This is a genomic window from Falsiroseomonas sp. RANM36, from assembly GCF_056682175.1.
This window is the reverse complement of sequence record NZ_JBWXTD010000006.1, coordinates 26,272-38,292: the sequence shown is the minus strand read 5'-3', so window position 1 is coordinate 38,292 and position 12,021 is coordinate 26,272. Positions and strand designations below refer to the sequence as shown.

Here is a 12,021-nt window from a genome sequence, read left to right as displayed (position 1 = left end):
GCCGCCGCGCGCCATCGCGCCGGCCGCCGAGGCCGAGCCGCCGCGGCGCCGCGACCCAGCGCACCGGCGGCGCGGCGTCCGCGGGGGCGAGGCGGGCCGGCGCGGCGGCCAGCGCCGCGAACAGCACCAGCAGCGCGCCGGTATCGGCGCCGAGCTTGCCGGAGGCCAGTGCGAAACCGGCGCCGCCGAGGAGCGCGGCAAGCAGCGCCGGGCCGATGGCGGCGACACCCGGTGTCCCGGTGCTGCCCGGCCGGCGCGCGGCGGCAAGACCCGACCCGGCGCCGAGGAAGAGGCTCGCCTTGTAGAGCCCGTGCAGCACCAGATGCGTCATTGCCGCGGCATGGAAGCCGAGGCCGCACTGCATCAGCATGAAGCCCATCTGCGCCGTGGTGGAGGCCGCCAGGCCGCGCTTCACATCCGCCTGCACCAGCGCGGCGAGCTGGCCGAACAGCGCGCTGGCGGCGCCGGCGGCGAAGACCAGCAGCAGGACCCAGGCCGCGGTATCGAAGGCCGGCGCGAAGCGGGCGATGAGGATGCCGCCGGCATTGACCAGGCCCGCATGCATGAAGGCCGAGACCGGCGTCGGCGCGGTCATCGAGGACATCAGCCAGCGGTGGAAGGGGAACAGGCCGCACTGGATCGCCGCCGCCAAGCCGAGCGCCGCGCAGCCGAGGCCGACCAGGAGCGGGCTGGCGCTGCCGGCGGCGGCGACGATCCCGGCGATGGAAAGGCTGCCGGTCGCGGCGGCCAGCAGCGCAAGGCCGACCACCAGCGCCGCCGCACCGCGCAGGAACCAGCCCCGCGCCAGCGCCGCCGCGGCGGCGGCCTGCGGCCAGGACCGCACATGCCCGATGGCGTCGGCCAGGAGCCAGCCCACCGCCGCCCAGGCGCCGGCGAACAGCAGCACCGAATCGGCGGCCAGCAGCAGCAGCACCAGCGCGGTCAGCGCCGAGAGCCGCAGGAAGAAGGCGTCATAGGCCGCATCGCCCTGCATGTGGCGCAGCGCGAACTGATGCACCGCCGCGCTCACCAGGCAGACCGCCGCGCCGAGGAACAGCGCCAGCGAATCGAGCCGCAGCGGGCCGAAGTCCAGCGGCTCCGCCCCGGGGCGCAGCGCCAGCAGCAGCAGGAACAGGCCGAAGCCCGACCACATCGCGGAAGTGAGAAGGCGCGGCATGCGTCCCCGGTCCGTTGGAAGTGCGGCGGGGAAGTGGGCCAGCCAGCGAAATGCGGGAAGCGAATTTTTCGTATGGGTCTTATCGGTTTTGCCGATAAGTCGGAACCCGCTCCTCGATGAAGGCCTCGAGGGCGGCGGTGGCCGGCGCGGCGCGCGGCGCGGCGAGCAGGGCGATCTCCACCTCCGGCAAGGCGGGCCAGCCCTGTCCGCCCTCCAGCGCCACCAGCCCCTCCGGCACCATGGTGCGCGGCAGCACGGTGACGCCGAGCCCAGCCCTGACCGCCGCGACCGTGCCGGCGAAGGAGGGGCTGGTATAGGCGATGTCCCAGGGCAGCCCGGCGGCATCCAGCGCGGTCACCGCGCGCCGGCGATAGACGCAGGGTGCCGGGGAGAGGACCAGCGGCAGGCGTCCATCGGCAAGCTCGGGCCCGCTGCGTCCGCGCCCGACGAAGACCGGGCGCTCCCGCCAGAGCGGACGGCCGCCGGCATAGGGCTCGGCCGGATCCTGCTTCACCACGATCAGGTCCTGCTCCCCGCGGCCGAGCGATTCCACCAGCTTGAGCGTCAGGTCGCAGGTGACGTGCAGATGCACCTGCGGATGCCGCGCCGCGAAGGCCGCCAGGATCTCGGGCAGGTATTGCGTGGCGAAATCCTCGGGGCTGGCGAAGCGGATCTCGCCGGCGATCTCCGGCGCGCGGATGCGCGCGACCATGCCGTCCGACAGCGCCAGGATGCGCCGCGCATCGCCGAGCAGCGCCTCGCCTTCCGCGGTGATGTCCACGTTGCGCTTGTCGCGCCGGAACAGCGCGCAGCCCAGGATCTCCTCGAGCCGGCGGATCTGCATCGAGACGGCGGATTGCGACCGGCCCACCCGCTCCGCCGTGCGCGAGAAGCTCCGCGTCTCGGCCAGCGCCACGAAGGCGCGGAGCAGGGCGGTGTCGAGCTCAGGCATCGGCGAATTGCAGCGCGGCGAGGCGGGCATAGAGCCCGCCGTCGCGCACCAGCGCCTCATGCGTGCCGGCGGCGACGATGCGCCCCTGCTCCAGCACCAGGATGCGGTCGGCGCGGCGCACCGTGGCCAGGCGATGCGCGACGACCAGCGTGGTGCGCCCGCGGGAGAGGCGTTCCAGCGCCTGCTGCACCGCCTGCTCGCTCTCCGCGTCGAGCGCGCTCGTCGCCTCGTCCAGCAGCAGGATCGGCGCGTCCTTGAGGATGGCGCGGGCGATGGCGATGCGCTGGCGTTGCCCGCCCGAGAGCGTCACGCCGCGCGCGCCGAGATGGGTCGCGAAGCCCTGCGGCAGCGCCGCGATGAAGCCGGCGGCGGATGCCGCCTCGGCGGCGTCGCGCACCTCGGCATCCGTCGCGCCGGGCCGGCCGTAGCGGATATTGTCCGCGGCCGTCGCGCCGAAGATCAGCGGCTCCTGCGGCACCAGGCCGATGCGCGCGCGCAGCGAAGCGGGATCGAGCGTCGTGACGTCCACGCCATCCACCGTCACGCGGCCCGATTGCGGGTCGTAGAAGCGGAGCAGGAGCTGGAAGAGGCTCGTTTTCCCGGCCCCCGAAGGCCCCACCAGCGCCACCGTCTCGCCGGGCTCCACCGCAAGCGAGACATCGTCCAGCGCCCACTGGCCGGGGCGCGAGGGATAGGCGAAGCGCACCCGCTCCAACGCGACGCGGCCCTGCGGCGGCTGCGGCAAGGACGCGGGCGCGGCGGGGGCGGCGATGTCCGGCTGCACGGCAAGCAGTTCCATCAGGCGGTCGGCCGCGGCGCCCGCGCGCTGGATCTCGCCCCAGAGCTCGCTGACGGTGGCGCCGGCGCTGGCCGCCAGCACGGCGTAGAAGACGAAGGCGGCGAGGTCGCCGCCGCTCATCCGCCCCGCCACCACATCCTGCCCGCCCACCCAGAGCGCGAAGGTGATCGCACCGAAGCCCAGCAGGATCACCGCGAGGATCAGCGATGCGCGGGAGGCGATGCGGCGCAGCGCGGCGCCGACCGAGGCCTCCGTGCCCTCGGCGAAGCGCGCGCGCTCCGCATCCTCCTGGGCGAAGGCCTGCACGGTGCGCAGGCCGTTCAGCGTTTCCTCCGCGCGCGCGGCGAGGTCCGCGATGCGTTCCTGCGCGACGCGGGACAGTCGGCGCTCCCGTCGCCCGAAGAGGACGAGCGGCGCGATCACAACCGGCAGCACCAGCGCGACGATCCCGGCAAGCTTCAGCGAGGTGGCCGCCATCATCACGAGCGCGCCGGTGCCGGTGACGGCGTTGCGCAGGCCCATGGAGATGGCCGAGCCGACCAGCGACTGCAGCAGCGCGACATCGGCGGTCATGCGCGAGAGGATGTCGCCGGTCCGCGCCGTCTCGAAGAAGGACGGGCTGAGGCCGACGACATGGTCGTACACGCGCCGGCGGATGTCGGCGGCGACGCGCTCCCCGAGCCAGGACACCAGGTAGTAGCGCGCGGCCGTGGCCACCCCGAGTGCGGCGACGATCGCCGCCATCAGCCCGGCCGCGGCATTCAGCCCCGCCGCGCTGCCCGGCCCGAGCCCGGTGTCGATCAGCGCCTTGAGTCCCTGGCCGAGCGCCAGCGTCAGCAGCGCCGCGACCAGCAGCGCCGCCCCGGCGCCGAGCGCGCGGGGCAGGTAGGGACGCAGATGCGGCAGCAGCAGCCGGAGCGCCAGGACCGGCGCACGGGACGGGGGAAGGGCGGTCACCCCGCCAAGGTGGCGGCGCCGGCGCGCCGCCGCAACGGGCTACTTCAGGAAGTCGGGCTCCAGCAGGCTCGGGATCAGCAGCGCCATGTCGGGCCAGAGGATCAGCAGCGTCAGCACCCCCAGCATCGGCAGCAGCATGATCGCCACGTCCTTCAGCACGTCCACCAGCCGCAGCTTGGCGATGGAGCAGCATATCAGCAGGCAGAGGCCGTAGGGCGGCGTCACCAGCCCGAAGGCCAGGGACACGATGGAGATCATGGCGAAATGCACGGGGTGCATGCCGGCATCGGCGGTGATCGGCTGCAGGATGGTGCCGACGATGATGATGGCCGGGATGGCATCGAGGAAGCAGCCGACCACCAGGAAGACGCCGGCGACGAAGAAGCCGGCCGCGATCGGCCCCATGTCCCAGTGCGAGACGCCGGCCAGCAGCGCCTCCGGGATCTTGTAGAAGGCGAGCAGCCAGCCGAAGGCGCTGGCCGTGCCGACGCAGAACAGCGTGACGGCCGCGAAGCGCCCGGTGTCGCTGAAGGCGCGGAACAGCCCCTTCATGTCGAGCTGGCGGTACACCAGGAAGGACAGCGCCAGCGCGTAGAGCACCGCGATGCAGGCGGCCTCGGTGGGCGTGAACCAGCCGAAGACCTTGCCGCCGATGATGATGAAGGGCGTCATCAGCGCGGGAATCGAGACGAGCAGGGCGCTCGCCAGGTCGCCCCAGCTCGCCTTCGGATAGGTCGGGTAGCGCCGCGCCTTCGCATAGACATGCACGGTCGCCATCTGCACCCCGGCCAGCATCAGGCCGGGCAGGATGCCCGCAAGGAACAGCGCGCCGATCGAGGTGGTGAGCACGCCGCCCCAGACCACCATCAGGATCGAGGGCGGGATGACCACCGCCAGCACCGAGGAGACGGCGGTGATCGCGACCGAGAAGCTCGGCGCGTAGCCTTCCTTGATCTGCGCCTCGATGAAGAGCTTGCCCTGGCTGGCGGCATCGGCGGTGGAACTGCCGGAGATGCCGGCGAAGAACACCGAAAGCACGACGTTGATCTGCGCGAGGCCGCCCGGCAAATGCCCGACCATGGATCGCGCCAGGCGCACGAGCTGGTCCGTGATGCCGCCGGCCGTCATCAGGTTGGCGGCCAGCAGGAAGAAGGGCACCGCGAGCAGGATGAAGGAGTTGTAGGCGTTGAAGGTCTCCTGCACGAGCACCATCGGCCAGAGCCGCGTCTCGATGAAGAGCGGCGGCAGGCAGGCGATGCCGAGCGCGACCGCCACCGGCACGCGCAGCACCAGCAGGGTGAAGAAGATGCCGAACAGGATCCACGCGGCATCGCCGGTGGAAAGCACGTTGCCCATCAGCGCTGCGCCTCGCCGGCCCCGTCCAGGGCGTCCTCGCCGTGGATCAGCACCTGGATGTCGTCCCACATCCGCTCGCCGGCGAAGAGGATCCAGGTCAGCCCGGCGATCGGCCAGGCGATGTGGATGGTCCAGAGCGGCAGCTCGGCCAGCTCGCTGATGCGGAACCAGGCGGTGTCGGTGAACTCCCAGCCATAGACCAGGAAGACGTAGCCGAAGAACAGCACGAAGGCGCCGGAGAGGATGTTCATCGCCGCGCGGGCGCGGCCGCGCAGGTTCTCGAACAGGTCCACCATGAAGTGCGTGCCCTCCCGCACGCCGATCATGGCGCCGATCATGATCATCCAGACCAGCAGGAAGCGCGCCAGCTCCTCGGTCCAGATGTAGCGCGGGATCCACTCCACGAAGCGGGCGAAGATCTGCATCGTCACCGGCAGGATGAGGATCGCGACGCTTGCGACCAGCAGCAGGTCCAGCACCCGGCTGTAGTAGAAGGTGATGCGGCGGAAGATGCCGCGCGCGCCGGGTGGCGGCATGCGGTGGGTCCTTCGAGGGTGTGCAGGGGGCGGAAGGGGGGGGGGGGGGGGGGGGGCGCCCCCCCCCCCCCCCCGGGGGGGGGCGGGGGCGGCGCGGGGCGGGGGGGGGGGGGGGGGGGGGGGGGGGGGGGGGGGGGGGGGGGGGGGGGGGGGGGGGGGGGGGGGGGGGGGGGCCCCCCCCCCCCCCCCCCCCCGGCCGGTCAGGCGGTCAGCGCGTTGATGCTGTTGTGGATGGCCTCTGCGTCGATCTCCTTCGCATAGGCCGCCATCACGGGCTGCACCACGGCGTTCATCTCCGCCCGCTGGGTGAAGACCACCTTGCGCAGGCGCCCGGCCGCGGCCAGCGCATCCACCTTCTGCCCATCCTCGCTGCTCTCGGTCTGCCGGCCGAAGGTGCCGGCTTCCTTGCCGGCGCGGCGGATCGCCTCCTGCAGTTCGCGCGGCAGGCGCTGCATCGTCTGCACCGAGAAGCAGAGCGGGCGGATGGTGATGGCGTGCTGCGTCAGGATCAGGTTCGGCCCGACCTCGTAGAAGCGCATCTGCTCGACGCCCGCGGCCTCGTTCTCGCCCGCCTCGATCACGTTGTTCTGGATCGCGTTGTAGACCTCGTTATAGGCGATGACCTGCGGCGCCATGCCGGCCGCCTGGAAGGTGCGGCTCCAGATCGGCGCGCCCTGCACGCGGATGCGCAGCCCGCGGAGCTCCGCCATGTTGGTGATGGACTTGTTGGCGAAGATGTTGCGCACGCCGCCGCCGGCATAGCCGATCAGCGCCACGCGGGCGCGCCGCTCCACCTCGTCGGCCACCGGCTTCAGCAGGTCCTGGTCGAGCACCTTGTTCCAGTGGGCGAGGTCGCGGAACAGGAAGGGCGCGTCGATATAGGGCGCGGCGCGGCTGAAGGTGGACATGTGGGCGGGGCTGACGATGGCGAAGTCCACCGCGCGGCCGGCCGACATATACTCGAAATACTGCTTCTCCAGGCCCAGCGCGCTGTTGTTGTGCATGACGAAGTTGACCGGACGCCCGTAATATTGCTTCACCAGGTCCTGGAAGCGCTGCATCGTCCGATTGAAGACGTGTTCCGGATTGAACTGGCTGGCGCCGTTCAGCGTGATCGGTGCCTGTGCGCGCACCACGGCGGGTGCGGCGAGAAGGCCGCTTGCGGCGCCGACGGCGCCCAGGAAAGCGCGACGTTCCATGGACTGTCTCCCCTTGCGTGTCGCCGGTTTGCATCCGGCGTCCGGCGGGCAGGCTAGCCCGGCCTCCGCGGCATGGGAACCACCCAGCTACGCCGGCGCCGCAACCCATTTCAGGATGTGCCGCGCGACCAGGCAGACCTCGCCGTCCTGGTTCGCGACGCTGCAGGCGGCTTCCGTGCGGCCGGCGGCCTGGTCTGTCCGCTCCACGCAGTATGTCGCGGTCAGCCGGTCGCCGATGAAGACCGGCTTGAGGAACCGCACGCGGTCGTAGCCGAGCGAGACGGGCACGCCCTGCGCGCCGTTGGCCATCGCGCGATGCGCGATCGCGCTCGCGGTGGAGGAGAGCAGCCCGAGCACCAGCGCGCCATGCGCGATGCGCCGCCCATAGGCGGTGCGCGCCGCATAGGCCTCGTCCACATGCAGCGGGTCGTGGTCGCCGGTGATCTCGGCGGTCAGCAGCAGGTCGCGCTCGGTGATCGTCTTCTCGAAGGTCGCGATCTCGCCGGGTGCGATGCCGAGCTTCATGCGAGCGCCGCGAGCCGCGCGGAGGCCGCCTTGGCGGGCTTCGCGGCGATGTGCGCGGCGAGGCCCATGCGTGCTTCGCGGAACAGGCGCGCATCCATCGGCTTGAGGTCGGCGGCGACGCCGGGCCGGAAACCCATGCGCGCGACCACCTGCTCCACGGTCAGGTCCGGCGAGATCTCCGCCAGTTCGGGGCCGGCCTCGCCGAGCCGGAACACGGCGGCTTCCGTGACGTAGAGCACGGGCTGGCCACGCTCGCGCGCATAGGCGCCGGAGAAGGTGATCTGCTCCACCTGCGCCACCGCCTTCGGCTTGCCGCCGGCGGTCAGCGTGCCGCCGAAGATCACGCGCTGGGCGTTCTGGCTGATGTTGATGAAGCCGCCCGGACCGATCAGCCGGTTGCCGAAGCGGCTGACATTCACATTCCCCGCCGCGTCGAACTCGGCGAAGGAGAGGAACGCCAGGTCGAGCCCGCCGCCATCGTAGAAGTCGAACTGGTAGGGCTGGTCCAGCTGTGCATCGGGGTTCATCGCGGCGCCCGCTTCGCCGCCCGAGGCCGGCGCGCCGCCGATGTTGCCCTGCTCGTTGGTGAGGCAGACGGCGTCGAGGCAGCCTTCCTCGGCGGCGACATTCGCCAGCCCCGTGAAGATGCCGGAGCCGAGGTTGCACACCGCGCGCGGGAACAACTCCAGCGCGCCGCGCCGCGCGACGATCTTTCTCGAGTCCAGCGGCAGGACGGGGATGTCCTCGAGCGGGATGCGCATCTCGCCGGAATAGGCGGGGGAATAGGGCGTCTCGAAGGTCTGCTCCTGGTCCGGCACGACGACGACGAGGTCCACCAGGATGCCCGGAATCTTGACCATCTTGGGATGGATCGAGCCGCGGCGCGCGATGCGCTTCACCTGCACGGCGACGATGCCGCCGCAGCGCTTCGTCGCCTGCGCTTCCGACAGCATCTCGAGCGTGACGGCCTCGTGCTCCATCGAGACGTTGCCGTCCTCGTCCGCCGTCGTGCCGCGGAGGAACGCGATGTCCACCCTGTAGGGCTTGTAGAACAAAAAATCCTCGCCGCGGAACTGCACCAGCTCGACGAGGTCGTCGCGCGCGGAGGGCGATTGGCGGCCGCCCTGCAGGCGGGGGTCCACGAAGGTGTGCAGGCCGGTCTTGGTCAGCAGGCCGGGCCGGCCCGCCGCCATTTCCCGCATCAACTGGCTCAGCGCGCCCTGCGGCAGGGACCAGGCCTCGATCTCGTCGCGCAGCGCCATCTGCCCGACAGGCGGGGAATTCACGTAGCTGCCGGCGACGTTGCGCTTCAGCAGGCCCTTCTGCGCCAGGTGGCCGAGGCCGCGGTTGGCGCCGTCGCCAACGCCGACCGGATGCAGCGCGGTGATGCCGCGCGGCGTCCCGCTCTCGCGGAAGCGCGTGCCGAGCGCCGCGAGCAGCGCATCCGGCACCGCATGCCCGCCGCCCGAGCCGCCGATCAGCAGCGTGTCGCCATCCCGAACGAGGGAGGCGACCTGTGCCGCCGTCACCCTGCGCATGCTGCCCGTTTCCCCTTCGCCACTTGGCGCTACTCTATCCGGCGCGACGGGCGGAGGAAACGGGATGGACGGGGCGGTCACGCTGGCGGTGACGGAGGGCGTGGCGGTGCTGACGCTCGACCGGCCTGCGAAGCACAACGCCATCACCAATGCGATGGCGAGCGAGCTTGCCGCGCATGCCCAGGCGATCAACGGCGACGACAGCGTGCGCGCGGTGCTGCTGCGCGGCGCGGGGGAGCGCGCCTTCTGCGCCGGGATGGACCTCAAGGCGATCGAAGCCTTTCGGACGGCCTGGGACTTCCGGCACCGGCCGGATTATCCGGGCGCGGTGCGCGCCATCCGCAAGCCTGTCGTCGCGGCCGTGAAGGGCTGGGCGCTGGGCGGCGGGTTCGAGCTGGCGCTCGCTTGCGACATCCGCATCGCCGGCCGCAGCGCGCGCATCGGCTTCCCGGAGGTGACGCGCGGCTGGGTGGGCGGCGGCGGTGCCTCGCAATTGCTGCCGCGCGTGGCGGGGCTCGGCGTGGCGATGCGGCTGCTGCTGACCGGCGAGCAGATCGGCGCGGAGGAGGCGCTGCGGCTGCGCCTGGTGGAGCAGGTCGTGGAGGACGGCGCGCTGGAGGAGACGGCGATGGCGCTGTGCCGGACGCTCGCCGCCCTGCCGCCCGTTGCGACGCAGGCGGTGAAGGCCGCGGTGCGGCAATCGCTGGAAGCGCCGCTGGCGGCGGGGCTGGCCTATGAGAACGAGATGAACGTGCTGTGCCTGGCGGCGCTGCGGGAGGGTGGCCGATGATGCGCATCGGGATTGTCGGGCTGGGCATGGCGGTGCAGCCGCACATGCTCGCGATCCGCGACCTGGAGGCGGCGGGCCGCGCGCGGCTTTCCGGCGGCTATGCGCCGTCCCCGGCGCGGCGCGAGGCCTTCGCGGCGACGTGGGATGCGCCCGTCTTCGGATCGCTGGATGCGCTGATCGCGGAAAGCGACCTGCTGCTGGTGCTGACCCCGCCCGGCGCGCATCTGCCGGTGGTGGAGGAAGCGGCGGCGGCGCGGAAGCATGTGATCGTCGAGAAGCCGCTGGAAATCACCGCGGCGCGCGCCGCTTCGGTGGTGGAGGTCGCCGCGCGCGCGGGCGTGACGCTCGGCGTGGTGTTCCAGCACCGGTTTCGCCCCGGCGCACTTCGGCTGAAGCAGGCCATCGCGGCGGGCGAACTCGGCACGCTGCTTTCCTGCTCCGCGTCCATCCGCTGGTGGCGCGACGCGGCCTATTTCGCGCAGCCGGGGCGGGGCATGAAGGCGCGGGACGGCGGCGGCGTGCTGCTGACCCAGGCGATCCATACGCTCGACCTGCTGCTGCACCTGGCCGGACCGGTGGCGCAGCTTGCCGGCTTCGCCCGCACCTCGCCGCTGCGCGCCATCGACACGGAGGACATCGTCGGCGCCGCGCTGCGCTTCGCCAATGGCGCGATCGGCGTGCTGGACGCGACGACGGTGGCCGAGCCCGGCTTCCCCGAGCGGATCGAGATCGCCGGCACCGGCGGCAGCGCCGCGCTGGTGGCGGAACGGCTGGAACTGCATGCGAAGGGAAGGCCGGTCGAGGTGCTGGACCGCGGCCTGGCGGGCGGCGGCGGCGCCGATCCGATGGCCTTCGACCACGGGCCGCATCGCGCGATGATTCTCGAAGTGCTGGACGCGATCGCGGAAGGTCGCGCGCCAACCAACGCCGGGGCGAGCGCGCTGGCGGTGCAGCAGGTGATCGAGGCGGTGCTGGAGAGCGCGCAGGCGGGCGGGTTCGTGACGCTGCGCTGACGCGTCACACCGGCGCGCTGGCGAGGCTGTGCACCATCATGTCGTTCTCGCCCTTCTGCACCACGTCGCCCTTCTGGTTCACGAGGTCGAAGCCGAGAGTGACGATCCCGCGCGCCGGGTTCTTCGTCATCCGCTTGGACAGCACCGTGATCCGCGCCGCGATGCGGTCACCGACCAGGATCGGCCCGGTGAAGCTCCAGCGCCAGTTCAGCGAGACGATGGCGGCGAAGCGGATGCTCGCGCGGTTCTTCAGCCCGTCCGTGAGGGCCAGGCCGAGCAGCCCATGCGCGACGCGGCCCGGATAGCCGAGTGCGCGCGCATAGTCGTCATCCATGTGGATGTCGTAGAAATCGCCGGTCAGGCCGGCGAAGGCGGTGATGTGGCCTTCCGTCACGGTGATGCCGCCCGTCTCGAAGGCGAGACCGGGCTCGATCTGCTCGTAGCGCAGCAGGCCAGGATCAATGCGCATCACAGCTTGTGGATGTGGAGGCCGCCATCCACATGGAAGGCGTCGCCGGTGGAGAAGGGGATCGCGCCGCCGACCAGCGCGGCGATCGCGTCGCCGACATCCTCCGCCTCGCCCCAGCGGCGGATCGGCGACAGCCCCTCCGCGATGCGCTGCGAATAGCGGGCTACGACGGGCGCCGTCATGTCGGTTCGGATCACGCCTGGGCGGATGTCGTACACCGGGATGCCGTCCTCGGCGAGCCGCAGCGCGAAGCAGCGCGCCAGCATCGAGACCGCCGTCTTGCTCGCCGTGTATTCCGCCCGGTCGGGCGAGGCGAGGACGGCATTGGCGGAGGAGATGAAGACCAGCGCGCGATGGCCGCGCCGCGGCGCGCCCTCCGTCACCATGCGCCGCGCGACATGCTGCGAGACGAAGAAGGAGCCGCGCGCATTGATATCCATGCAGCGGTCCCAGGATTCCGGCGTGACGTCCAGGATGTCGCCGCGCTGCAGCACGCCCACGCCGGCATTGTTCACCAGCGCCTCCAGCCCGCCCCATTCGCCCCAGGCCCAGTCCACCATCGATGCGACCGCATCGAGGTCCGATACGTCGCAGATGTGGAAACCGAAGCGGGCGCCGAGTTCGGCGACCGCGGCCGCGGTCGCGGCCCCGCCCGCCAGCGCCCCGGCCCCGCCCGGGGGGGGGGAGGCCCTCCCCGCCCCCTCCCCCAC

Annotated in this window: 13 protein-coding genes; 3 read left to right on the top strand and 10 right to left on the bottom strand. The window is 72.0% G+C overall.

Features of this window, described 5'->3' with window-relative positions:
- The 5 genes from AC1MIR_RS21700 to AC1MIR_RS21680 all read right to left on the bottom strand — a co-directional run.
- Nucleotides 1–1,177: proton-conducting transporter transmembrane domain-containing protein (locus AC1MIR_RS21700; RefSeq protein WP_480030271.1), on the bottom strand; the 1,177-nt coding region annotated here is incomplete at its 3' end.
- Between the two features lie 79 nt (nt 1,178–1,256).
- Nucleotides 1,257–2,129, bottom strand: coding sequence for a LysR family transcriptional regulator (locus tag AC1MIR_RS21695; RefSeq protein WP_480030270.1), 873 nt, complete (start codon nt 2,127–2,129; stop codon nt 1,257–1,259).
- Entirely contained in the window at nt 2,122–3,885 is a 1,764-nt protein-coding gene (locus AC1MIR_RS21690; RefSeq protein WP_480030269.1) for an ABC transporter transmembrane domain-containing protein, read from the bottom strand. The genes AC1MIR_RS21695 and AC1MIR_RS21690 overlap by 8 nt, the downstream gene beginning before the upstream one ends.
- Nucleotides 3,886–3,924: 39 nt before the next feature.
- Nucleotides 3,925–5,241: a TRAP transporter large permease gene (locus AC1MIR_RS21685; RefSeq protein WP_480030268.1), complete on the bottom strand. Its 1,317-nt coding sequence runs from the start codon at nt 5,239–5,241 to the stop codon at nt 3,925–3,927.
- On the bottom strand, nt 5,241–5,777 hold the full coding sequence (locus tag AC1MIR_RS21680; RefSeq protein WP_480030267.1) for a TRAP transporter small permease: 537 nt from the start codon (nt 5,775–5,777) through the stop codon (nt 5,241–5,243). Before AC1MIR_RS21680 ends, AC1MIR_RS21685 begins: the two co-directional genes overlap by 1 nt.
- Between AC1MIR_RS21680 and AC1MIR_RS21675 the strand changes: the two genes are divergently transcribed.
- Nucleotides 5,776–5,997, top strand: coding sequence for a hypothetical protein (locus AC1MIR_RS21675; RefSeq protein ID WP_480030266.1), 222 nt, complete (start codon nt 5,776–5,778; stop codon nt 5,995–5,997). The two genes, AC1MIR_RS21680 and AC1MIR_RS21675, sit on opposite strands and share 2 nt — an antisense overlap.
- Here AC1MIR_RS21675 and AC1MIR_RS21670 read toward each other — a convergent pair.
- From AC1MIR_RS21670 to AC1MIR_RS21660, 3 genes are all read right to left on the bottom strand, one after another.
- Nucleotides 5,978–6,976, bottom strand: coding sequence for a TRAP transporter substrate-binding protein (locus AC1MIR_RS21670; protein ID WP_480030265.1), 999 nt, complete (start codon nt 6,974–6,976; stop codon nt 5,978–5,980). The genes AC1MIR_RS21675 and AC1MIR_RS21670 overlap by 20 nt on opposite strands.
- An 87-nt stretch (nt 6,977–7,063) precedes the next feature.
- Nucleotides 7,064–7,501, bottom strand: a complete 438-nt coding sequence (locus AC1MIR_RS21665) for a MaoC family dehydratase (RefSeq protein WP_480030264.1) — start codon at nt 7,499–7,501, stop codon at nt 7,064–7,066.
- Nucleotides 7,498–9,039 carry an acyl CoA:acetate/3-ketoacid CoA transferase gene (locus AC1MIR_RS21660; RefSeq protein WP_480030263.1) on the bottom strand — a complete coding sequence of 514 codons (1,542 nt, stop codon included), beginning with the start codon at nt 9,037–9,039 and terminating at the stop codon, nt 7,498–7,500. Before AC1MIR_RS21660 ends, AC1MIR_RS21665 begins: the two co-directional genes overlap by 4 nt.
- Nucleotides 9,040–9,103: 64 nt before the next feature.
- On the opposite strand from AC1MIR_RS21660, the gene AC1MIR_RS21655 reads away from it, so the two are divergent.
- Complete coding sequence (locus AC1MIR_RS21655) at nt 9,104–9,829, top strand: enoyl-CoA hydratase/isomerase family protein (RefSeq protein ID WP_480030262.1); 726 nt, start codon at nt 9,104–9,106, stop codon at nt 9,827–9,829.
- Nucleotides 9,826–10,842, top strand: a complete 1,017-nt coding sequence (locus AC1MIR_RS21650) for a Gfo/Idh/MocA family protein (protein ID WP_480030261.1) — start codon at nt 9,826–9,828, stop codon at nt 10,840–10,842. The genes AC1MIR_RS21655 and AC1MIR_RS21650 overlap by 4 nt, the downstream gene beginning before the upstream one ends.
- A 4-nt stretch (nt 10,843–10,846) precedes the next feature.
- Here AC1MIR_RS21650 and AC1MIR_RS21645 read toward each other — a convergent pair whose 3' ends face one another.
- Both AC1MIR_RS21645 and AC1MIR_RS21640 read right to left on the bottom strand, forming a co-directional pair.
- Nucleotides 10,847–11,311, bottom strand: coding sequence for a MaoC family dehydratase (locus AC1MIR_RS21645; protein WP_480030260.1), 465 nt, complete (start codon nt 11,309–11,311; stop codon nt 10,847–10,849).
- Nucleotides 11,311–12,021 (bottom strand): 3-ketoacyl-ACP reductase (locus AC1MIR_RS21640; protein ID WP_480030259.1); only part of this gene is annotated, 711 nt, incomplete at its 5' end. The genes AC1MIR_RS21640 and AC1MIR_RS21645, both read right to left, overlap by 1 nt.